24 protein-coding genes are annotated in these 21,487 nt (G+C 72.3%); 11 read left to right on the top strand and 13 right to left on the bottom strand.

From position 1 onward, the window contains the following. Positions 1-22 precede the first annotated feature (22 nt). On the bottom strand, positions 23-1,579 hold the full coding sequence (gene dacB, locus ABZ923_RS26305) for a D-alanyl-D-alanine carboxypeptidase/D-alanyl-D-alanine-endopeptidase (RefSeq protein WP_361476072.1): 1,557 nt from the start codon (positions 1,577-1,579) through the stop codon (positions 23-25). A gap of 124 nt (positions 1,580-1,703) precedes the next feature. On the opposite strand from dacB, the gene ABZ923_RS26300 reads away from it, so the two are divergent. Together ABZ923_RS26300 and ABZ923_RS26295 are read left to right on the top strand one after the other, a co-directional pair. Beyond that, complete coding sequence (locus tag ABZ923_RS26300) at positions 1,704-2,195, top strand: inorganic diphosphatase (RefSeq protein ID WP_030342671.1); 492 nt, start codon at positions 1,704-1,706, stop codon at positions 2,193-2,195. Between the two features lie 114 nt (positions 2,196-2,309). After that, positions 2,310-3,962, top strand: a complete 1,653-nt coding sequence (locus tag ABZ923_RS26295) for a threonine/serine exporter family protein (protein WP_361476070.1) — start codon at positions 2,310-2,312, stop codon at positions 3,960-3,962. Positions 3,963-3,989: 27 nt separating this feature from the next. On the opposite strand, the gene ABZ923_RS26290 is transcribed toward ABZ923_RS26295, so the two are convergent. Both ABZ923_RS26290 and ABZ923_RS26285 read right to left on the bottom strand, forming a co-directional pair. Then, complete coding sequence (locus ABZ923_RS26290) at positions 3,990-5,021, bottom strand: VTT domain-containing protein (protein WP_361476068.1); 1,032 nt, start codon at positions 5,019-5,021, stop codon at positions 3,990-3,992. Positions 5,022-5,160: 139 nt separating this feature from the next. Further along, positions 5,161-5,925, bottom strand: a complete 765-nt coding sequence (locus tag ABZ923_RS26285; protein ID WP_361476066.1) for a MerR family transcriptional regulator — start codon at positions 5,923-5,925, stop codon at positions 5,161-5,163. A 112-nt stretch (positions 5,926-6,037) separates the two neighbouring features. Here ABZ923_RS26285 and ABZ923_RS26280 point away from each other — a divergent pair, with 112 nt between their 5' ends. Beyond that, complete coding sequence (locus tag ABZ923_RS26280; protein ID WP_361476064.1) at positions 6,038-7,321, top strand: ion channel protein; 1,284 nt, start codon at positions 6,038-6,040, stop codon at positions 7,319-7,321. Between the two features lie 26 nt (positions 7,322-7,347). Continuing rightward, a complete protein-coding gene (locus ABZ923_RS26275) occupies positions 7,348-8,754 on the top strand; it encodes a glutamate decarboxylase (RefSeq protein WP_361476062.1) in 1,407 nt (468 codons plus the stop codon). Here the strand turns inward: ABZ923_RS26275 and ABZ923_RS26270 are convergent. The 4 genes from ABZ923_RS26270 to ABZ923_RS26255 all read right to left on the bottom strand — a co-directional run bounded on the left by ABZ923_RS26270 (position 8,748) and on the right by ABZ923_RS26255 (position 12,499). Beyond that, entirely contained in the window at positions 8,748-9,353 is a 606-nt protein-coding gene (locus tag ABZ923_RS26270) for a PadR family transcriptional regulator (RefSeq protein ID WP_361476060.1), read from the bottom strand. The genes ABZ923_RS26275 and ABZ923_RS26270 overlap by 7 nt on opposite strands. Positions 9,354-9,377: 24 nt before the next feature. After that, a complete protein-coding gene (locus tag ABZ923_RS26265) occupies positions 9,378-9,929 on the bottom strand; it encodes a DinB family protein (RefSeq protein WP_361476058.1) in 552 nt (183 codons plus the stop codon). Positions 9,930-10,126: 197 nt separating this feature from the next. Further along, positions 10,127-11,587, bottom strand: coding sequence for an aldehyde dehydrogenase family protein (locus ABZ923_RS26260; RefSeq protein WP_361476056.1), 1,461 nt, complete (start codon positions 11,585-11,587; stop codon positions 10,127-10,129). Between the two features lie 87 nt (positions 11,588-11,674). Further along, positions 11,675-12,499, bottom strand: coding sequence for a helix-turn-helix transcriptional regulator (locus ABZ923_RS26255; RefSeq protein ID WP_361476097.1), 825 nt, complete (start codon positions 12,497-12,499; stop codon positions 11,675-11,677). Positions 12,500-12,843: 344 nt separating this feature from the next. Between ABZ923_RS26255 and ABZ923_RS26250 the strand changes: the two genes are divergently transcribed. After that, positions 12,844-13,341 carry an ATP-binding protein gene (locus ABZ923_RS26250; RefSeq protein WP_361476054.1) on the top strand — a complete coding sequence of 166 codons (498 nt, stop codon included), beginning with the start codon at positions 12,844-12,846 and terminating at the stop codon, positions 13,339-13,341. 110 nt (positions 13,342-13,451) lie between these two features. Here ABZ923_RS26250 and ABZ923_RS26245 read toward each other — a convergent pair whose 3' ends face one another. The 5 genes from ABZ923_RS26245 to rpmG form a co-directional block, all read right to left on the bottom strand. Next, complete coding sequence (locus ABZ923_RS26245; protein WP_030342654.1) at positions 13,452-13,721, bottom strand: DUF397 domain-containing protein; 270 nt, start codon at positions 13,719-13,721, stop codon at positions 13,452-13,454. A 351-nt stretch (positions 13,722-14,072) separates the two neighbouring features. Beyond that, complete coding sequence (gene rpsR, locus ABZ923_RS26240) at positions 14,073-14,306, bottom strand: 30S ribosomal protein S18 (protein ID WP_361476052.1); 234 nt, start codon at positions 14,304-14,306, stop codon at positions 14,073-14,075. Next, positions 14,306-15,460, bottom strand: coding sequence for a GTP-binding protein (locus ABZ923_RS26235; protein WP_361476050.1), 1,155 nt, complete (start codon positions 15,458-15,460; stop codon positions 14,306-14,308). Before ABZ923_RS26235 ends, rpsR begins: the two co-directional genes overlap by 1 nt. Beyond that, positions 15,457-15,711, bottom strand: a complete 255-nt coding sequence (locus ABZ923_RS26230) for a type B 50S ribosomal protein L31 (protein ID WP_361476048.1) — start codon at positions 15,709-15,711, stop codon at positions 15,457-15,459. Before ABZ923_RS26230 ends, ABZ923_RS26235 begins: the two co-directional genes overlap by 4 nt. Before the next feature lie 5 nt (positions 15,712-15,716). Beyond that, positions 15,717-15,881 (bottom strand): 50S ribosomal protein L33, encoded by a 165-nt coding sequence (gene rpmG, locus ABZ923_RS26225; RefSeq protein WP_361476046.1) that lies wholly within the window; start codon positions 15,879-15,881, stop codon positions 15,717-15,719. A 61-nt stretch (positions 15,882-15,942) separates the two neighbouring features. On the opposite strand from rpmG, the gene rpmB reads away from it, so the two are divergent. The 4 genes from rpmB to ABZ923_RS26205 all read left to right on the top strand — a co-directional run bounded on the left by rpmB (position 15,943) and on the right by ABZ923_RS26205 (position 17,740). Continuing rightward, a complete protein-coding gene (gene rpmB / locus ABZ923_RS26220; RefSeq protein ID WP_361476044.1) occupies positions 15,943-16,179 on the top strand; it encodes a 50S ribosomal protein L28 in 237 nt (78 codons plus the stop codon). Next, a complete protein-coding gene (rpsN, locus tag ABZ923_RS26215) occupies positions 16,179-16,484 on the top strand; it encodes a 30S ribosomal protein S14 (RefSeq protein WP_361476042.1) in 306 nt (101 codons plus the stop codon). Before rpmB ends, rpsN begins: the two co-directional genes overlap by 1 nt. Positions 16,485-16,553: 69 nt before the next feature. Further along, the gene (locus ABZ923_RS26210) at positions 16,554-17,057 is read left to right on the top strand and encodes a hypothetical protein (protein WP_361476041.1); all 504 of its coding nucleotides are present in this window, start codon (positions 16,554-16,556) and stop codon (positions 17,055-17,057) included. A gap of 167 nt (positions 17,058-17,224) precedes the next feature. Then, entirely contained in the window at positions 17,225-17,740 is a 516-nt protein-coding gene (locus ABZ923_RS26205; RefSeq protein WP_361476040.1) for a DUF4232 domain-containing protein, read from the top strand. A gap of 3 nt (positions 17,741-17,743) precedes the next feature. On the opposite strand, the gene ABZ923_RS26200 is transcribed toward ABZ923_RS26205, so the two are convergent. Next, positions 17,744-18,853 (bottom strand): DUF2786 domain-containing protein, encoded by a 1,110-nt coding sequence (locus tag ABZ923_RS26200; protein WP_361476038.1) that lies wholly within the window; start codon positions 18,851-18,853, stop codon positions 17,744-17,746. Between the two features lie 134 nt (positions 18,854-18,987). Between ABZ923_RS26200 and ABZ923_RS26195 the strand changes: the two genes are divergently transcribed. Beyond that, on the top strand, positions 18,988-19,734 hold the full coding sequence (locus tag ABZ923_RS26195; protein ID WP_361476036.1) for a Clp protease N-terminal domain-containing protein: 747 nt from the start codon (positions 18,988-18,990) through the stop codon (positions 19,732-19,734). A 48-nt stretch (positions 19,735-19,782) separates the two neighbouring features. Beyond that, positions 19,783-21,471, top strand: a complete 1,689-nt coding sequence (locus tag ABZ923_RS26190; protein ID WP_361476034.1) for a bifunctional 3'-5' exonuclease/DNA polymerase — start codon at positions 19,783-19,785, stop codon at positions 21,469-21,471. Positions 21,472-21,487: the final 16 nt, after the last annotated feature.

The following is a 21,487-nucleotide window of genomic DNA, read 5'->3' as shown; positions in this document are numbered from 1 at the left end:
GGCGGGGCGCCCGGTACGGCCGTCAGCCCGCCAGTGCCGTCGCCGCCTTGTCCAGGGCCGCCTGGGCCTCCGGGGCGTTGGTCGTGTCCGAGGCCAGGAAGGCGAAGGCCAGGAGGCGGCCGTTGCCGTCCACGACCGTGCCGGCCAGGGTGTTCACGCCGGTCAGGGTGCCGGTCTTGGCGCGTACGACACCGGCGGCGCCGTCGCCGTACCGGCTGCTCAGGGTGCCGGTGAAACCGGCCACGGGCAGGCCGGTGAGGACCGGGCGCAGGCCGGGGCGGTGCGGGTCGCCCGCCTTGACCAGCAGGGCGGTCAGGAGGTCGGCCGTGAGCCGGTCGTCGCGGTCGAGGCCGCTGCCGTCGTGGAAGGCGGCGCCCGCCATGGGCAGGCCCAGCTTGCGCAGCTGCGTGGCGATGGCCTCGGCGCCGCCGTCGAAGCTCGCCGGCTGCCCGCCGGCCAGGGCGGTGTGCCGGGCCAGGGCCTCGGCGATGTCGTTGTCGCTGTTGGTCAGCATCCGCTCGACCAGGGCGGACAGCGGCGGCGAGGAGACCGTGGCGAGGGTCTGCGCGCGCGTGCTGGCTTTCGAGGGGCCGGGGGACGTGGTGGTGATGCCGGCGTCCTTCAGGAAGCCCGCGAACTTGGCCGCCGCGTCCGCCGCCGGGTCGCCCACCCGGGTGACCGGGCCGCTGGCGGACCCGTCGGTGCGGCCCTCGTCGACGGTGAGGGCGCTGACCGGGGCGAGGTTGTCGTTGACGCCGATGGGGTGCAGGGCGGGGCCGGTGAACAGGGTGGTGTCGTAGGAGAGGGTGATCTCGCGGATGCCGCGCCGGTCCAGTGCCCCGGCGGTGTCCGCCGCCAGCGCCCGCAGGCCGGCCCAGCCGTCGGTCCGGGGGTGCGCGGTGAGGGTGGGGTCGCCGCCGCCGACCAGGACGAGCTCCCGGGTGTCGGGTTCGAGGGCGGTGCGGGTGGTGAGGCGGTGGTCGGGGCCGAGGGCGGACAGGGCGGCGACCGCGGTGGCGATCTTGGTGGTGGAGGCGGGGATGAGGGCCTTGCCGGCGTCGGCGCCGTACAGCCGGGCGCCGGTCGTGACGTCGACGACGGCCGCCGCGTGGGGGCCGTGCAGCGCGGGAGCGTCCAGGAGGGGCTTCAGGAGGCCCGTGAGGTCCGTGGGGCCCGGGGCGGCCTTCTTGGTGCCGACGGCGCTCGTGGTGCCGCCCAGGCCCGCCAGGACGGGCGCGGCGCTCGGCGCGGGCCGGGGCGCCTCGGCGGCCGTCCCGGAGCGGCCGTGATCTGCGCCACCTGACCGCTCCAGGGCGGCGGCCCGGTCCCGCTCGGCCGTACGCTGACCACTGGCGTCCCAGGGACCGGCGACGGTCACCACGCCGGCGGCCAGCGCCAGGCCGGCGGTGGCGGCGCCCGCGGTGTACTGCCAGGTCCGGCCGGTCCGCGGACGGGGGAGACGGGGGAGGTGCCCAGGCCTGACGCGCACGGCGGCCCTCGCCAGCCCCGCGAGGCGCGGCCCGGCGGCCGTCACGGCGCTCGCCAGACGCGGTCGTACGGCGTTCGCGATCCGCTCCATCTGCGGTCTCGCGGCTCGCCAAGGCCTCAGCTCTGGCACGACCACCAGCCCCTTTCGCGATCACACACCTGCGTGAGGGACACTTAACCACCAGAACTATGTGCTGATCATGGAGGAGCCACCGGTGGAGTTCGACGTCACGATCGAGATCCCGAAGGGTTCGCGGAACAAGTACGAGGTGGACCACGAGACCGGTCGGATCCGCCTGGACCGTCGCCTCTTCACCTCGACCGCCTACCCGACCGACTACGGCTTCGTCGAGAACACCCTCGGCGAGGACGGCGACCCGCTGGACGCGCTGGTCATCCTGGACGAGCCGACCTTCCCGGGCTGCCTCATCCGCTGCCGCGCGATCGGCATGTTCCGTATGACGGACGAGGCGGGCGGCGACGACAAGCTGCTGTGCGTCCCGGCCACGGACCCGCGCGTGGAGCACCTGCGCGACATCCACCACGTGTCGGAGTTCGACCGCCTGGAGATCCAGCACTTCTTCGAGGTCTACAAGGACCTGGAGCCCGGCAAGTCGGTCGAGGGTGCCAACTGGGTGGGCCGTACGGACGCCGAGGTGGAGATCGAGCGGTCGTACAAGCGCTTCAAGGAGCAGGGCGGCCACTGACCGGCCGGTTTGTCTTCCGCGGGCCGCGGCACCCTGCGTGGGGTGGCGCGGCCCGTTTGCGTGCCCATGCGCATACTGAGGCCTACGGAAGGTGTCGTTCAGGGAGCGGTGCAGGTGACGGAGGCGGAGGACCGGAAGCCCCGGTCCGACGAGGCGCGGTACGACCCGGAGATCACGTCCGAGTTCGCCATCCCCCGGGGTCTCGACGTTCCCAAGGGTGAGGACTCGGAGACGACGTCCGAGTTCGCCGTACCGGAGGGGCTGCTGACGCCGCAGCCGCCGAGTGCCGAGCCGGAGGGGTCGGCGTTCAGTCCGCCGAGCACCTACAGCGCGGAGCACGCCCCGGCCGCGTTCACGCCGGCCACCGGGGTGCCGTTGGTCAGCCTGGTCAAGGACGCGCCCTGGCAGGACCGGATGCGCACGATGCTGCGCATGCCGGTGGCCGAGCGGCCGGCGCCGGAGCCGGTGCAGCGGGTGGAGGAGGGCGGCCCGGCTGTCCCGCGCGTGCTGGACCTGACCCTGCGTATCGGGGAGCTGCTGCTGGCCGGTGGCGAGGGCGCGGAGGACGTGGAGGCCGCGATGTTCGCGGTGTGCCGGTCCTACGGCCTGGACCGGTGCGAGCCGAACGTCACCTTCACGCTGCTGTCGATCTCGCACCAGCCGTCCCTGGTGGAGGACCCGGTCACGGCGTCCCGGACGGTACGGCGGCGCGGCACGGACTACACGCGTCTGGCGGCCGTCTTCCGGCTGGTGGACGATCTGACCGACCCGGAGACCCATGTCTCGCTGGAGGAGGCCTACCGGCGGCTGGCGGAGATCCGCCGCAACCGGCACCCGTACCCCGGCTGGGCGCTGACCCTGGCGAGCGGGCTGCTGGCCGGTGCGGCCTCCGTGCTGGTCGGCGGTGACGTGATCGTGTTCGTGGCGGCCGCGGTGGGCGCGATGCTCGGCGACCGGCTGGCGTGGCTGTGCGCCGGGCGCGGGCTGCCGGAGTTCTACCAGTTCACGGTGGCCGCGATGCCGCCCGCGGCGATCGGGGTGGCGCTGGCGCTGGCGCACGTGGACGTGAACGGCTCCGCGGTGATCACCGGTGGGCTGTTCGCGCTGCTGCCCGGGCGGGCGCTGGTGGCGGGCGTGCAGGACGGCCTGACCGGCTTCTACATCACCGCCTCCGCCCGGCTGCTGGAGGTCATGTACTTCTTCGTCGGGATCGTGGTCGGCGTGCTGGTCGTCCTGTACTTCGGCGTGAAGATCGGCGGTGCGCTCAATCCGGACGCGGTGCCGACCATCTCCGAGCGGCCGCTGATCCAGATCGCGGCCTCGATGCTGCTCTCGCTGACCTTCGCGATCCTGCTCCAGCAGGAACGGTCCACCGTGCTCTGGGTGACCCTCAACGGGGGTGTCGCCTGGTCGGTGTACGGCGCGATGCACTACGTGGGCGACATCTCGCCGGTGGCCTCCACGGCCGTGGCGGCGGGCCTGGTGGGGCTGTTCGGGCAGCTGCTGTCCCGGTACCGGTTCGCCTCCGCGCTGCCGTACACGACGGCGGCGATCGGGCCGCTGCTGCCCGGTTCCGCGACCTATTTCGGACTGCTGTCCATGGCGCAGAACGACGTGGACAAGGGGCTGGTGTCGCTGGCCAAGGCCGCGTCGCTGGCGATGGCCATCGCCATCGGGGTCCACCTCGGGTCGGAGATCTCCCGGCTGTTCCTGCGGGTGGGCTCCGCCGGGAAGCGGCGGGCCGCCAAGCGCACCAGGGGTTTCTAGGCGCGTCCGGCTCCCCCGCGCCCCCTGCTACTGCCGGCGGTGGTCGTACGGGTACTGGTTCTGGTCGTACTGACCCTGGCCGTACTGGTCCTGCCCGTACTGGTCCTGGCCGTGCCCGTTCGGGTCGTACTGGTTCCGGTCGTACTGCCGCTGGTCGTATTGCTGGTGCGGGTGGTGCTGCTCGGGGTGGTGCTGCTGCGGGTACTGCTGGGGCGCGTACGGCTGCTGGTCGTAGTACTCGTCGTAGCCCTGCTGCCGGTTCCAGTCCTGCTGCTGCGGCTGCTGGTACTGGGGGTGCTCCGGCTCGATGCGGCGCAGGCGGGTCGTGGCGTCGTCCATGACCGGGGGCTGCTGGTACTGCTGCTGGTACTGCGGCTGCTGGTGGGCGGGCTGCTGCGGGGACTGCGGCCGGGGCTCGGGCCGGGCCTGCCCGGCCTTCTTGTTCTTGCCACGGGCGCGGAGGAACTCGATCGCGATCGGGACCACGGAGACGAGGACGATCAGGATGAGGATCGCCTCGATGTTGTTCTTGACGAAGCCGATGTTGCCGAGCCAGGAGCCGAGCAGGGTGACGCCCGCGCCCCACAGGACGCCGCCGATGACGTTGAAGATCAGGAACGAGCGGTACTTCATGCCGCTGACGCCCGCGATGATCGGCGTGAACGTGCGCACGATCGGTACGAACCGCGCCAGGACCAGGGACTTCGGGCCGTACTTCTCGAAGAATTCGTGCGCCTTGGTGACGTTCTCCTGCTTGAACAGGCGCGAGTCCGGTCGGTTGAACAGGGAGGGCCCGACCTTCCTGCCGAACATGTAGCCCGCCTGGTCGCCGAGGACCGCGGCGAGGCAGATCAGGGCGATCGCCGCCCACAGCGGGAAGTCCAGGTCGCCGGACGTGATCAGCAGGCCGCAGGTGAACAGCAGCGAGTCACCCGGCAGGAAGAAGCCGATGAGCAGGCCGGACTCGGCGAAGACGATGAGCAGCAGGCCCCAGATGCTGTAGGTGTCGAGCAGGTAGTTGGGGTCCAGCCAGCTCGGGCCGAGGGCGAGTGTCATCACGGGTCCGGGCTCCTGAGGGGTGAAGGCGGCTGCACGTCGATGGGGCGCCGTACAAAACTATCAACGTGACGGGGCAACCCCGGGTTCCACCGCCGTACCGTCCTGGCCCGGGACCGGGGGCCGGCCCCGGGCCAGGACCTCAGGACGCGGTGTGCCGGTCCGCGTTGGCGAGGATCGCCTCGCGCAGGTGTTCGGCGAGGCCGGGCTCCAGGGAGTCGTAGAACGCCTTGAAGCGCTCGTCGGAGACGTACATCTCGCCGAAGCACCGGTGCATCTCGTACGGGACCTCGAAGTGGTACCGGCTGATGTGCCGGCGGTGTTCCTCGGCCAGGTCCATGGCCGCCTCGCCGGCCGGCCGCTCGCCGGCGGCGACCAGGGCGGCGTACCGCGCGCCCCAGTCGTCGACCTCGGCCTGGATGCGCTTCCAGTCCTCCTTCGTGTAGGCCGCCGCGCGGCGCTGTGACTCGGCGTACGCCTCGGTGTCGCCCCAGCGCTGCTCGACCTCCTCGGCGTACTGCTCGGGGTCCTTGTCCCCGAACACCTCGAACCGCTCCTGCGGCGTCAGGTTGATGCCCATCGTGCGTGCCTCCAAGGCCTGCTCCACGGCCGCGGCCATCTTCTGCAGCTTCTCGATCCGGGCGGTCAGCAACCGGTGCTGGCGGCGCAGGTGGGTGCGCGGGTCCGCGTCCGGGTCGTCGAGCAGGGCCGCGACCTCGTCGAGCGGGAAGCCGAGCTCGCGGTAGAACAGGATCTGCTGGAGCCGGTCGAGGTCGGCGTCGCCGTAGCGCCGGTGGCCGGCGTACGTCCGCTCGCTGGGCACGAGCAGGCCGATCTCGTCGTAGTGGTGCAGGGTGCGCACCGTGACGCCGGCGAACCCCGCGACCTGTCCCACGGAGTAGCTCACTTTCCGCTCCTTGTCGTCGGTACGCCTCCACGCTGCGGCCTCACGTCGGGTGAGGTGCAAGCCCGATTCGGTTCGGGATGTTGCATCCGTTCCGTCCGCTTATGGTGAGCGCGTGGCCCAGGAGTCGACGCAGGTGCCCCCGAGCGCTCCGACCGCCCCGGCACGGGCACTGCTGCCGTTCATCCTGCCCGCCGTCGTCGTGGGCGTGGCCGCGAGCCTGGTCTTCGTCGGGGTGAGCTCGGCGGCAGAGCAGCTCCAGCGCCTGCTGTGGGGGCCGCTGCCGGACGCGCTGGGCGTGGGCCGCTGGTCCGTGCTGTGGATGTTCGTCATGCTCACCGCCACCGGGATCGCCGTGGGGCTGGTGGTCTGGAAGGTGCCCGGCCACGCCGGTCCCGACCCCGCCACCCTCGCGCTGCACTCCCCCGTCCTGCCGCCGGCCGTGCTGCCGGGCCTGGTGCTGGCCACCGGGCTGATGCTGGCCGGCGGGCCCAGCCTCGGCCCGGAGAACCCGGTCATCGCCGTGAACGTGGGGCTCGCCGCCTGGCTCGGCGGGCGTCTCATGCCCCGGACGCCGGGCACCCTGTGGCCCGTACTGGCGGAGTCCGCGACGATCGGCGCGCTGTTCGGCACGCCCGTGGCGGCGGCGCTGGTCATCTCCGAGGCGCTGGCGGGGCGGCCCATGCGGGGGCGGCTGTGGGACAACCTGTTCGCCCCGCTGACCGCCGGCGCGTGCGGGGCGATGACGACCACCCTGGTGGCACACCCCACCTTCGACCTGGGCCTGCCGCCCCTGGGCCACCCGAACGGGAAGGACCTGCTGGCCGCGCTGGTGATCGCCCCGGCGGCCGCGGCGCTCGGCATGTGCGCCGTCTACGCCTTCCCGCACGTCCACACGGCCCTGGGACGGCTGCGACACCCGATGCTGATGCTTCCGGCCGGCGGGGTGCTGCTGGCCGGTCTCGCGGCCCTGGGCGGGCATCTCACACTGTTCAAGGGCCTGTCCGAGCTCGGGCAGCTGGCCCGCGATCCGGGGCGCTGGTCGGCGGGACAGCTCTTCACCATGACGGTGGTGAAGCTGGCCGCGCTGCTCGTGGCCGCCTCCTGCGGCTTCCGGGGCGGCCGGATCTTCCCCGCGGTCTTCGTCGGCACCGCCCTGGGCCTCGCCGCCCACGCGCTCGTGCCGGCCGTGCATCCCTCGCTGGGCGTGGCCACCAGCGTCCTCGGCGTGCTCCTGGCGATCACCCGGCAGGGCTGGGTGAGCCTGTTCACCGCCGCCGTCCTGGTCACCTCGCCCGCCGTCCTCGCCCTGCTGTGCATCGCCTCGCTGCCGGCCTGGCTGCTGGTGACCGGCCGGCCGCAGATGCAGCTGTGCGCGGACGGCACCCCGGTCCGTTGACCCCCGTCCCCCTCTGGAGGCACCCCATGGCCCTGCACAAAGGTCCCGAACGGCACCAGACGCGCACGGTGTCGGTCAACCCGTTCTTCGGGGAGGCCAACCCGGTCGGCGGCATGGCCGAGGCCCCGCCCACCCACCGGCTGCCGGACACCCCGCTGCCCCCGTCCACGGCGTACCAGCTGGTGCACGACGAGCTGATGCTGGACGGCAACGCCCGGCTGAACCTGGCCACGTTCGTCACCACCTGGATGGAGCCGCAGGCCGGGGTGCTGATGGCGGAGTGCCGGGACAAGAACATGATCGACAAGGACGAGTACCCGCGCACGGCCGAGCTGGAGCGGCGCTGTGTGGCGATGCTCGCCGACCTGTGGAACGCGCCGGACCCGGCGGCCGTGGTGGGCTGTTCCACGACCGGGTCCAGCGAGGCGTGCATGCTCGCCGGGATGGCGCTGAAGCGGCGCTGGGCGAAGCGGAACGCCGACCGGTACCCGGGCGCGCGGCCCAATCTGGTGATGGGGATCAACGTCCAGGTCTGCTGGGAGAAGTTCTGCACCTTCTGGGAGGTGGAGGCCCGGCTGGTGCCCATGGAGGGCGAGCGCTTCCACCTGGACCCGCAGGCCGCCGCCGCACTGTGCGACGAGAACACCATCGGGGTCGTCGGCATCCTCGGCTCCACCTTCGACGGCTCCTACGAGCCGATCGCCGACCTGTGCGCGGCCCTGGACGCCCGCCAGGAGCTCACCGGGCTCGACGTCCCGGTGCACGTCGACGGCGCGTCCGGCGGAATGGTGGCGCCCTTCCTGGACGAGGACCTGCTGTGGGACTTCCGGCTGCCGCGCGTGGCGTCGATCAACTGCTCCGGCCACAAGTACGGCCTGGTGTACCCGGGCGTCGGCTGGGCGCTGTGGCGGGACCGGGAGGCGCTGCCCGAGGAGCTGGTGTTCCGGGTGAACTACCTGGGCGGCGAGATGCCGACCTTCGCGCTGAACTTCTCCCGGCCCGGCGCCCAGGTGGTCGCGCAGTACTACACGTTCCTGCGGCTGGGCCGGGAGGGCTTCCGCGCGGTGCAGCAGACCACCCGGGACGTGGCGCGCTCGCTCGCCGGCCGGATCGCCGAGCTCGGCGACTTCCGGCTGCTCACGCGCGGGGACCAGCTTCCGGTGTTCGCACTGACCACGGCCGACGACGTCACGTCGTACGACGTCTTCGACGTCTCCCGGCGGCTGCGCGAGGGCGGCTGGCTGGTGCCCGCCTACACCTTCCCGCCGAACCGGGAGGACCTGTCCGTGCTGCGGGTCGTGTGCCGCAACGGCTTCTCGCACGACCTGGCCGACCTGTTCGTCGACGACCTGGCCCGTCTGCTGCCGGAGCTACGGCGCCAGCCGCAGCCGCTGACCCGGGACAAGGGCTCGGCCACCGGGTTCCATCACTGACCCTCCGCGTCCTCGGCGAGCAGGCCGGCGAACGGTTCGCCCTCGTCGGCGAAGGTGTAGGCGCCCTGCTCGATGCGGTCGACGAGGCCACGGGTCCACCGGGCCTCGGAGTCGGCCGTGTGGAGCCACATGTTCATGATCTCGCCGATGTGGCCGAGCTGTTCGGGGCCGTCCTCGGGGACGTAGTGCTCGGTGACCGAGGACCGCCACTCCTCGATCCGCCGGGTGCGTTCCTTCAGCAGGGCCACCGCCTCGGCCCTCGGCAGGTCCACCATGAAGCCGATGGCGGCCGTCTTCACGTCGCCGCGCTGGTCGTAGGTGACCAACGCCTCGCGCAGCAGGCCGAAGTACTCCTCGGTGCCCTTGCCGGTGAGCTCGTACTCGACCCGCGGCGGCCCGCCCGCCGTGGACGGCGCGATCTCGTGCGCGTGCAGCAGTCCCTGCTTGGCCATCTGCTTCAGGGCGTGGTAGATCGAGCCCGGCTTGGCGTTGGACCACTCGTGCGCGCCCCAGTACTCCAGGTCGCCCCGGACCTGGTAGCCGTGGGCCCGCCCGTGCTGGCGGACCGCGCCCAGCACGAGGAGTCGGATCGCTGACATGGGGTCCAGGTTAGGACCCCGCGATCACTGCCCCCAGGAGCCGCCCTGCTCCAGCGCCACCAGCTCGAACGCGGTCTTGCCGTCCAGCGACTCGCGGACGATGTCGGCGTGACCGGCGTGCCGGGCCGTCTCGCGGATCAGGTGCAGGCAGAGCCAGCGCAGCGAGACCCGGCCCTCCGGCGGGAACCAGGGGTCCGGCGGCAGCGGGAAGGTGTCGTCCAGGCTGGGCGCGGACCGGATGAACTTCTCCGTCTCGGCGGCCACCTGCGCCCAGTACGCCAGCTGCGAGGCGACCGTCTCGTCGCCGACCAGCTGGAAGGTCTCGTGCCAGTTCGACTCGTCGCGCCGCACCGCCGGCGGCTCCTGCTTCGCCCGGGCGATCCAGCTCTGCTCCACCTCGGCGACGTGCTTGAGCAGGCCGCCCAGGGACAGCTCGCTGGCGCTGGGGCGGGTACGGGCCTGCTCCTCGGTCAGCCCGAGCAGCGCCCGGCGGATCCCGCCGCGCTGCTCCTCGATGAACGCGAGCAGCGCCCCGCGCTCGTCACCCTTCGCCTCCGCCGGAACGTGCATGACCATGGCGTGCCGCCTTTCGTCGGTCCGTTCGCCGGGGCTGTTCCCCCCGACACCGAAGACGCTACGGGCCATTGAGGACAGGTGCTGTCCTCAATGGCCGTCCTCAATGGTCCGGGGCGCGGAAAAAGCCGGACGGGGACCGGGGAAGCGGCGCGCGGCTAGGTCGTGTCGCGGGGCAGGAGGGACTTTGCGGACACGGCCTAGAAGGGGAACCCGCTGCGGCCGTGCTGCACCGAGATCCACTTGACGGTGGTGAACGCCTCCAGCGTGGTCTCGCCGTTGAGGCGGCCGAGGCCCGAGTGCTTCTCACCACCGAAGGGCACGATCGGCTCGTCGTGGACCGTGCCGTCGTTCACGTGGAACATGCCGGTGTCGATCCGCTTGGCGAAGGCCACGCCCCGCTCGATGTCTCCCGTGTGCACGGCGCCGCTCAGGCCGTAGGGGGTGTCGTTGACGATCCGCACCGCCTCCTCCTCCCCGTCGAACGGGACGAGGAAGACGACCGGGCCGAAGACCTCCTGCTGGAGCAGCGGGGAGCCGGCGGGGAGACCGGTCAGTACGGTCGGCTCGACCAGGTTGTTGCTGGTGGTGCCGCGCACCAGGGCGGTGGCGCCCTCGGCGAGGGCCTGCTCCACGGTGCCCGATACGGCGTTGGCCTGCGCGGAGTTGATCACCGGGCCGATCACGGTCTCCGGGTCGCGCGGGTCGCCCACCTTGAGGGTCCGGACCTTGGCGACGAACTTCTCGGTGAACTCCTCGGCGACGGAGGCGTCCACGAGGACCCGGTTGGCGGCCATGCAGACCTGGCCCTGGTGGACGAACCGGCTGAAGACGGCCGCGTCCACCGCGTAGTCGACGTCCGCGTCGTCCAGCACCACCAGCGCGCTGTTGCCGCCCAGTTCGAGCACCGAGCGCTTGAAGTTCCTGGCGCAGACGGTGGCGACGTGCCGGCCGATCTTGTCGGAGCCGGTGAAGGAGATGACCTTCGGGACCGGGTGCTCCAGGAACGCGTCGCCGATCTCGGCGATGTCGGTGACGACCACGTTGAGCAGGCCGCCGGGCAGCCCGGCCTCCTCGAAGATCTTCGCGAGCAGGGTGCCGCCGGCGATCGGGGTGTTCTGGTGCGGCTTGAGCACCACGGCGTTGCCGAGCGCGAGGGCCGGCGCGACCGACTTCAGCGACAGCAGGAAGGGGAAGTTGAACGGGCTGATCACGCCCACGACGCCGACCGGCACCCGGTAGACGCGGTTCTCCTTGCCCTCGGTCGGGGAGGGCAGGATCCTGCCCTCGGGGCGCAGCGCGAGGTGGATCGACTCGCGCAGGAACTCCTTGGCGAGGTGCAGTTCGAAACCGGCCTTCACGCGCGTGCCGCCGAGTTCGGCGATGATCAGGTCGGCTATCTCCTGCTCGCGGTCCTCTATCAGCCGAAGGGCCCGCTCGAACACCGCGCGCCGGGTGTAGGGGTTGGTCTCGGCCCACTTCTTCTGGGCGCGGGCGGCGGCCTGGTAGGCCTGGTCCACCTCGTCGACCGTGGCCACCGTGATCGAGGCCAGCTTCTCGTCGTCGTAGGGATTGAAGTCGATGACGTCCCAGGAGCCGGTGCCCGAGCGCCACTCGCCGTCGATGTACTGCTGGGCCAGGTCGGTGAAGTAGGACGACATGTGATCCCTCAATCGCTAGCGGACACCAGATCCGTGCATGCCTGAGCGGACGTCATCCTACTTGCAAGTAAAGGGAGTTGGAGGCGGTCACGACAGTTGCAGCAGACCGCGCAGCAGGTCCCTGCTCTCGTCGGGCCCGGGGCTGTCCTGCTGGAGTTCCTTCAGGGCCTGCTCGTACTGGGCGACGTCCTCGCGTTTGTCCAGGTACAGGGCGCTGGTCAGCTGCTCCAGGTAGACCACGTCGGACAGGTCGGACTCGGGGAAGCTGAGGATGGTGAAGGCACCGCTCTCGCCGGAGTGCCCGCCGAAGCTGAACGGCATGACCTGCAGGCGCACGTTGGGCCGCTCGGAGATGTCGATCAGGTGCTGGAGCTGGCCGCGCATCACCTCGCGGTCGCCGTAGGGGCGGCGCAGGGCGGCCTCGTCCAGGACGATGTGGAACTCGGGGGCGTTGTCGGCGAGCAGGTGCTTCTGCCGCTCCAGGCGCAGGGCGACCCGGCGTTCGACGTCGGCGGCGCTCGCGCCCTTCATGCCGCGCCGGACCACCGCTCGGGCGTACTCGGCGGTCTGCAGCAGGCCGTGCACGAACTGCACCTCGTAGGCGCGGATCAGCGAGGCGGCGCCCTCCAGGCCCACGTAGGTGGGGAACCAGCTGGGCAGGACGTCGGTGTAGCTGTGCCACCAGCCCGCCACGTTGGCCTCCCGGGCGAGGGAGAGCAGCGACTCGCGCTCCGCCTCGTCGGTGATGCCGTAGAGCGTCAGCAGGTCCTCGACGTCTCTCGTCTTGAAGCTCACCCGGCCCAGCTCCATCCGGCTGATCTTCGACTCGGAGGCGCGGATCGAGTATCCGGCCTTCTCGCGCGTGATCCCCCGTGCTTCACGCAGTCGCCTGAGTTGCGAGCCGAGCAGCATCCGCCGCACCACCGATCCGGGCTCTCCCGCGCTCACGTTCGCCAGCCTCCCCAACCGTCTTCAGGGGCCGAAGTCTGCCACTAAAACACTCCGAGCAGTACTCGCCCGGTTACGGAAACGGAAAGAGGTCGGCCGTTTCTGCCGGGCCCCGACCGGGAAGAGGTCCGGACCTCTGGCGGGATCGACACGAAGATGGCAGAAAAAATGGCCAAGAAGCGGTACGGGCAGGGCCATTTCGGTCGCGTGCACGTGCATCTGCCCTTGCATCTGCTCTGCGCATCCGAAACCATGGTGCAGCGCCACCGCTGCATCGCAACGACCGCGAATTCCCGGGAGTGCCTCGCATGGGGACGAATGGATCGACCATGCTCAAGCCGTTACGGCAGGGCCTTCCGCCGCTGGACCCCGCGGCCGTGTCCGATGCCGCCTCCTGTGCCCTGCCCGCCCGTTACGAGGCGGTGCGCGAGGCCCGGCGCTTCACCCGCGACACCCTGGACCGGTGGGACGTCGGGGACCGTTTCGACGACATCTGTCTCGTCGTCTCCGAACTCGTGACCAACGCCCTGCGCCACGCGGTGCCGTCCGCTCCGTGCCGGGGCGAGGCGCACCAGCCGTCCGTGCGGCTGCACCTGATGCGGTGGAGCGAGCGGCTGGTGTGCGGGGTGCGCGACCCCAGTCACGAGACCCCGGTCCCCCGCGACTCGGACGACTTCTCCGCCGAGTCGGGCCGCGGGCTGTTCCTGGTCGAGTCCTTCGCCGACAGCTGGGGCTGGCATCCGCTCGCGAGCACGCTCGAGGGCAAGGTGGTCTGGGCGATGTTCCGGCTGCCGACGGCCGGCTGATCCGTCCGGAACCGGTGGACGCGCTGCGTCTACGCGCGTCCACTCCTCACGTGCGGATGCCGGTGCGTCCGACATCGTTGCCATCGGTCCCCGCGGACGGATCGCCCGCGTCAGCTCGTTATCAGGTGGTCGAACTCGCCGTCCTTGATGCCGAGGAGCATCGCCTCGATCTCCGCGCGCGTGTAGACGAGCGCCGGCCCGTCCGGGAACCGCGAGTTGCGTACGGCGACCTCGCCGCCCGGCAAGCGCGCGAACTCCACGCAGGAACCCTGCGAGTTGCTGTGCCTGCTCTTCTGCCAGGCCACTCCGTTCAGCTGCGTGGCAGCCATGCCGTTGTACACGTCGTACCCCCCGTACACGCCGTCGACGTCGCGGTCCACAGGTCGCTCCCCGGTGGTGCACTGGCTGGTGAGGCCATAGATGCTGTGGTCAACTGACCCGGATCATAACTTGGTTCACGTGCGGATGCATGAGCAAATGCACGTGCACGAGGAGTGGTCCTGCGGTTACAACCTTGACGTCCGCTTTACCGAAAGCCGTTTCAGCGTCTGCCCGGGAGCGGGCAGGACATGTCCCCGGGTCGTCCGGGTGAACCCCTCGTGCCCTAGGAAGAGACGCGTAGCGCGCCCTTCATGTTCCAGGGTCGGGTCGACGGTCCGGTCGGCGGGGTCGGCCGACATCGTCGGCCTCGGCCGGGGGGAGGCCGCCCCGCCGCCGGAGCACCGCTTCCGTCAGCGAGAGGAGTACGGCAGCAACGCCATCTCCCGGGCGTTCTTCACGGCCCGTGCCAGCAAGCGCTGCTGCCGGGCCGTGACCCGGGTGACCCGGCGGCTGCGGATCCTGCCCCGGTCGGAGAGGAACCTGCGGAGCAGGTCGGTGTCCTTGTAGTCGATGCGGGTCACGCCCGCCTGGTCCAGGGGGTTGGGGCGGCGGCGGGCCGGGGCGCGGCCGCTCTGGCGGGGCATCAGACCTCCAGCAGGGTGTCGAAGGCGGGCGGGAGCTTGCGCCAGGCCTCCCGCCCGGCGGCGTACTCGGCGTCGGTGAGCAGGCAGGACTCCAGCAGGTGCGCGAGCCCGTCGCGGTCGAGGCCGGGCGAGGTGAAGACCAGGTGGTTGCAGCAGTCGCCGTGCTCGGGGTGCCAGTCCAGGGCGGCCGCGGCCCGGCGCACCGGCGGGACCACGTCCCAGGCCGCGTCCGGCAGCGCGGCCAGCCAGGGCCCCGCGCTCTCCACGCACAGCGCCCCGCCGGCCGCGTCCCAGTGCAGCAGCACATCGGGCTTGTCGGCGAGCCAGAACCGGCCCCGGCTGCGCGCGGCGGCGCAGGTCAGGTCCTCCAGCGCCGCGTACAGCCGCTCCGGGTGGAAGGGCCGGCGGCGGTGCCAGACCAGGGTGGACACGCCGTGACCGTCGGCCTCCTGGGGCAGCAGCGCGCAGGCCGGGTGCTGCGCGGCTGCGGCGGCCTCCACGTCGAACCCGGCGAGGGCGGCCCGGGCGAGCGGCCCCGGGGAGGGCGCGCCCGCCGGGCCACCGCGTCCGATCGGGACCCGGCGGGCCGTCGGATGGAGCTGCGCGAGCAGCTCGCGGTCCTCGTCGTCGGCCTCCGGCGCGTCGGCGACGGCGAGCACGGGCGCGTACTCCAGCTGCCGGGCGAAGGTGTCGGCGACCGTGCGCCGGTCGGTGGCCGCCGCGGCGAGCCCGGCCTCGGCGAGGTCGTCGCCGTTGCCGAGGTACGGCAGCACCAGCGCCGGGTCGACCGCGGTGATCACGGACGTGACGGCCAGTCCGCCGGACGCGATCACCTCGGTCATCGCCTTGGGCTCGACCGAGTCCCACAGTTCGACGACCGCCAGCCGGGCCGTGCCGGCGTCGGCGAGCCGCCGCAGCTCGGGCACCAGGTCCTCGCGCAGCGCGCAGCACGCGCAGTCGTTGACCAGCGGCGTCTCCCCCGTCGACATGGTCCCGTGGCGGTCGCGGACCGTCCGCACGACCGTGCCGGCGGCGGCCGTCGCCAGGTCGTGGTGGAGGGCGACGCTCCCGGGCACGTCGGCGAGGAGCCGGTCGACGGCCGCCGTGCGGGCGGCGGAGTGCAGCCCGGCCACGACGGCCACCGACAGGCTCATACCGCGCCCCGCTTCCCGTACCGGCGCTCGAAGCGCTCCACGCGCCCGGCGGTGTCCAGCACGCGCGCGGTACCGGTGTAGAAGGGGTGGCTGACGTCGGAGGTCTCGACGTCCACGACCGGGTGGACCGCGCCATCCTCCCACTCGACCGTCTTCTCGCTCGTCATGGTCGACCGGGTGAGGAAGGCGTGGTTTGCGGCGCGGTCACGGAAGACGACCGGCCCGTAGGCGGGGTGGATCCCCTTGCGCACGGTGGTCAGCGCTCCTCTCGGAAGTCGACGTGCCGGCCGACGGCCGGGTCGTACTTGCGCAGCGTCATGCGGTCCGGGTCGTTGCGCCGGTTCTTGCGGGTCACGTAGGTGTAGCCGGTTCCGGCCGTGGACCGGAGCCTGACGACGGGGCGGAGTTCGTTGCGTGCCATGCTGCTACCTTACTGAAAATGAATTCCATTAGCATCACCGTCTGAGGAGAGCTACGTCACCGTGTCCGCGCACTGCATGCTCACCGGGGCCCGACCGGGCTTCGGCAACCGCATCTCGCACTCCCACCGGCGCACCTCCCGCCGCTTCGACCCGAACCTCCAGACCAGGCGCTACTGGCTGCCGAGTGAGGGCCGGTACGTCCGGCTGCGGCTGAGCGCGCGGGCCGTCAGGACGGTGGACGCGATCGGCGTCGAGGCGGCCGTCGCCCGCATCCGTGCCCGGGGAGTGAGGGTCTGATGGCGAAGAAGAGCAAGATCGCGAAGAACGAGCGGCGCAAGGAGACCGTCGCCCGCTACGCCGAGCGCCGCGCCGAGCTGAAGGAGATCATCCGCCGGCCCGCCACCCCCGAGAACGAACGGCTCGCCGCCCAGCGGGAACTGCGCGGACAGCCCCGGGACGCCAGTGCCACGCGCGTGCGCAACCGCGACCAGGTCGACGGCCGTCCCCGCGGTTATCTGCGCGCCTTCGGCCTGTCCCGCGTGAGCCTGCGCGACCAGGCACACCGGGGATACCTGCCCGGGGTGCGGAAGTCCTCCTGGTAACTCCTGGTAGCTTGCGCTGCGGGCCGTCCGGCGAGGGCGGCCGGCCGCTACCGCGGAGGGAGCTTTCCGGTGACTACTGCGAGTGCGAGGGTGCGGGGCGCGGCCCTGGCCGCGGGACTGGCGGGCGCGCTGGCGCTGACGGCGTGCAGCGGCGGTTCCGGGGACGGGGAGTCCGGAGGTTCCGGCGCGAGGGCCGGCTCCCCCGCCTCGTCGGGCGCGTCCGCGGATACGGCCTCGCCGGGTCTGACCGGCGCTTCCGCCAGGCTCCAGGGCAGCTGGATCACCACCGCCGACGGCAAGATCGTGGCCCTGGTGGTCACCGGGAAGCAGGCCGGCGTCTTCGTGACCGGCGGGACCGTGTGCAACGGGACCGCGGGGGCCGAGGACGGCATGCAGATGATCCACCTGACCTGCCCCGGCGGCGGCAAGGAGCGGACCACCGGCATGGTCGACTCCGTCAACGGCACGACACTGAAGGTGACCTGGTCGGGCAAGACCGGCCAGGAGACCTACACCAAGGCCGAGGGCGGCAAGCTGCCGTCGGGGCTGCCGACGGCCCCCGTCAAGCAGTGAAGGCGCCGGCGGGAGGAAGCGGCGGCGCCCGCGGGCGGCGGTGCAGGCGCCCGTGAAGCGGCGAAGGCACCCCTGAAGCGGTGAATCGGGCCGGGGCGCGTGATCGCGCCCCGGGCGCAGGGGCCATGATGCGGGGAGACCGTCCCGACCTCGATGGGAATCTGCTCATGCGCGCCATTCCGCTCACCGTCACCGCCCTCGCCGCCGCCGTGCTGCTGACCGCCTGCAACGACAGCGGCGGGGACAAGAACGGCAAGAGCGGCTCCGCCTGCGACATCGGCGGGGTCTCCGTGCAGATCGGCTCGGCGAGCGTGGCGCCGGCCGCCGGCGACACCGGGGAGATCCCGGTGAGCCTCACCAACCAGAGCGCGCCCTGCACCCTGGAGCACTTCCCGGCCGTCGTGCTGAGCGGCGACGGCAGCAAGGCCACCGTGCCCGTGCTCAAGGGCGCGAAGGCGCAGAAGCTGAAGCTGGCCAAGGGCGACTCCGCGTCCTTCTCCATCAGCTACGTGCGCGGCAAGGACGGCGCCGGGAACGCACTGGCCGCCAAGACCGTGACGATCGCCCTGCCCGGCTCGGACAACAACCGCAGCTTCCCGTGGACGTACGGCCCGGTCGCCGCCAAGGCCGACGGGAGCGGGCCGGACGCCTCGGTGAGCGCCTTCCAACAGGTGGGCGACTGAGTCTCACTCCAGTCGCGGGCGGGCTCTGACCTGCGCCCGGTCCGCCGCGCGGGCGCCCTCGGTCCAGCCCGCCGCGTCGCTCACCCCGCGCAGCCGGGTCGTGGTGGTCTCCGGGAACATCCGCTCCAGTCGGCCGGTGACGGCTATCGCGCGCGTGGCCAGCACCGGCAGCAGGTCCCGGGTCACCTGGGTCTCGGCGGCGGCCGCGAGCCGGTCGCCCACGCGGTGGGCGTAGGCCGCGAGGAACGACTGCCGGAAGGTCTTGGTCCGTTTGCGTCCGCCGGCCCGCTGGGCCGCCTCGGCCTTGGTCATCGCGTGCGTGGCCTGCACCAGCAGGGAGGTGTAGAGCATGTCGACCGCCTCCAGGTCGGCCTCGAAGCCGACGACCGTGGAGAAGCCGAGCGGTTCGTTCCACACCGCGCGGCAGTGGTTCGCCGTGGCCACCGCGTCCAGCAGGACCGCCTTGGCCTGTTCGTACGGCGGCTCGACCCCGATACGGCAGGCGCCGGGCGCGTCCGGCGCGGGCGCCCCGGCGGCGAGCAGCGCCTCGTCGACGCTGTGCCGGGCCATCAGCTCCTGCGCCTTGGCGGTGAGCGCCTCGGCCTCCTCCGGGTAACCGGTCGCCTCGGCCTTGGCGAGCAGCGCGCGGATGCGGCCGAGCATGCGGGAGGCGGCCGGCCCGGGGGTGCGGCGGGACTCCTCCTCCAGGGGCTCCAGGGCGGGCAGCCGCAGCAGCAGGCGGTACAGCTCCAGGACGGCCGTGGCATGGGAGAAGCGGTCGGCGATGCGGTCGGGGCCGGCGGGCAGCGCCGCCAGCTGGTCGGCCCAGCGGCGCCCGCGCGGACGGTCCCGCCCGGCCTGCGCCCGGATCAGTGCAGCGGCCAGGCGGACGTGCGCCTCGTCCAGCTCCCGCCGCACCAGCCGTACGACGTCGGCGGGCTGCCAGCCGCGCTGCCAGGCCGTCGCCACGAAGTCCTCGCCGCGCCGCGCGAGTTCGGCGTCGGCGGCCGGGTCGGCGGCGAGCAGCGAGGCGCCCGTGTCGAGGCCGGTGTCGGTGTCGTCGTAGAGGGCGGCCCGGAAGGCCTGCTCGACGGTGCTGGCGGTACTGGTCACGCCGTCGATCGTGCCACGGCCGGCCGACAGCGGGCGGCGGTCGTCCACAGGCTGTGGACAGTGGGCCGGGATGACGAGGACGGACTGTCAACTGCCGGTTGACAGTCGGGGAGGCGCAACCTACGGTTGACACTATGGCGACCAACCAGAACAACCCGGTATCCGTGCGCCTCGACGACCTCATCGAGGCGATCAAGAAGGTTCACGACGAACCCCTCGAACAGCTCCAGGACGCGGTGATCGCCGCCGATCACCTCGGTGACGTTGCCGACCACCTGATCGGGCACTTCGTCGACCAGGCCCGCCGCTCCGGCGCGTCCTGGACCGACATCGGGCGGAGCATGGGCGTGACCCGGCAGGCGGCGCAGAAGCGGTTCGTGCCCAAGGAGTCCGCCGACCTCGACCCCAGCCAGGGCTTCAGCCGCTACACCCCGCGCGCGCGGAACGTGGTCATGGCCGCGCACAACGAGGCGCTGGCCGCCCGCAACGCCGAGGGCCGCCCCGAGCACCTGGTCCTCGGGCTGCTGGCCGAACCGGACGGACTGGCCGCGAAGGCGATCACCGCGCAGGGCATCCTGCCGGACTCCGTACGCCAGGCCGCGACGGCCGCGCTGCCGCCCGCCGCGGACGACGTCCCCGACCTCGTCCCCTACGGCCCCGAGGCCAAGAAGGTCCTGGAACTCACCTTCCGCGAGGCCCTCCGGCTCGGCCACAACTACATCGGCACCGAACACCTCCTGCTCGCCCTGCTGGAGCACGAGAACGGCCAGGGCGTCCTGAGCGGCCTCGGCCTCACCAAGCCGGCCGTCGAGGAGTACGTCGCCAGGATGCTGGCCCTGCTGCTGGAGCAGCAGACCGAAGCAACCGGCGAGCAGGGGTAGAACCGCAGGTCACAGCGATTGTCAGACCCCCCTGCCACACTCGCTTCCATGACCGACCGGTGGGCTCTCGCACCGGCCGAGGACTCGGGCGTGGACCTCGTCCCCCTCGGCCCGGACGGGCTGCCCGCCGGACCGGTGCGGCGGGAGAGCGATCTCGCCGAAGCGGTGCGGAGCCGCCCGGAGGTGACGCGCTGGGTGTGGCGGTCGACCCCCGAGGTCTACCCGCGACTGCTCGCCACGGGGGTGCGAGTGGAGCGGTGCTACGACATCGAGGACGCCGAAACACTCCTGCTGGGCCATGAGGGACGGTACGGCGAGCCACGCTCGGCCGCCGCCGCCCTGGCCCGCCTCCGCGGCGGCCCCGTCCCGCCCGATCCGCCGCAGCGCGCGGCCGAACCCGGCGCCCAGTCCCCGCTGTTCGAGCCCGCCGGCACCCGGCTGCCCCTGCCCGACCTGCTCGCCGTCTACGCCGAGCAGCTGCGGCGGCACGACAAGACCGCCCACCCCGAGCGGATGCGGCTGCTGACCGCCGCCGAGTCGGCCGGGATGCTGGTGGCCGCCGAGATGAACCGGGCGGGCCTGCCTTGGAGCGCCGAGGTCCACCGCGAGCTGCTGCACGGCCTGCTCGGCGAGCGGTACGCGGGCGGGGGCGAACCGCGCCGCCTCGCCGAGCTGGCCGACCAGGTGTCCGCGGCCTTCGGCCGCCGGGTGCGGCCCGACCTGCCCGCCGACGTGATCAAGGCCTTCGCGCAGGCCGGGATCAAGGTGAAGTCCACCCGCCGCTGGGAGATCCGGTCCGTCGACCACCCGGCCGTCGAACCGCTGCTGGAGTACAAGAAGCTGTACCGCATCTGGGTGGCGCACGGCTGGTCCTGGCTGCAGGACTGGGTGCGCGAGGGCCGGTTCCGCCCCGAGTTCCTCGCCGGCGGCACGGTCACCGGGCGCTGGGTGACCAACGGCGGGGGCGCCCTGCAGATCCCCAAGGTGATCCGCCGGGCCGTGGTCGCCGACCCCGGCTGGCGGCTGGTGGTGGCCGACGCCGACCAGATGGAGCCGCGCGTGCTCGCCGCGATCTCCCGCGACCCCGGCCTGATGGAGGTGGCCGGCCGCGACAGCGACCTCTACCAGTCCGTCTCCGACCGCGCCTTCGCCGGCGACCGGAACCAGGCCAAGCTCGCCGTCCTCGGCGCGGTCTACGGACAGACCTCCGGCGACGGCCTGAAGAACCTCGCCGCACTGCGCCGCCGCTTCCCGAAGGCCGTCGCCTACGTCGACGAGGCGGCCCGCGCGGGCGAGGAGGGCCGGCTGGTGCGCACCTGGCTGGGCCGCACCTGCCCGCCGGCCGCCGGGGCCGGCGGGGACGCGACCGAGGAGGCGGGCATCCCGGCCGGCGAGGAGGAACAGGACGGCCGCACCGGCTGGGTCCCCGGATACGCCTCCGCCGACTCCCGCGCGAGGGGCCGCTTCGCGCGCAACTTCGTCGTGCAGGGCAGCGCCGCCGACTGGGCCCTGCTGCTGCTCGCCGCGCTGCGCCGGACCCTGCGGGACATGGCGGCCGAGCTGGTCTTCTTCCAGCACGACGAGGTGATCGTGCACTGCCCCGCCGAGGAGGCCGATGCCGTCGTCGAAGCCGTCCGCGAGTCCTCCGCCCTCGCCGGCCGGCTGACCTTCGGTGACACACCGGTGCGGTTCCCGTTCACGACGGCGGTGGTGGAGTGCTATGCCGACGCCAAGTAGGCCGGTGCGGTCGGGG

Origin of the sequence: Streptomyces sp. NPDC046881, assembly GCF_040645015.1 — a bacterium.
Taxonomy (GTDB): domain Bacteria; phylum Actinomycetota; class Actinomycetes; order Streptomycetales; family Streptomycetaceae; genus Streptomyces.
This window is presented reverse-complemented; position numbering and strand designations above follow the sequence as displayed.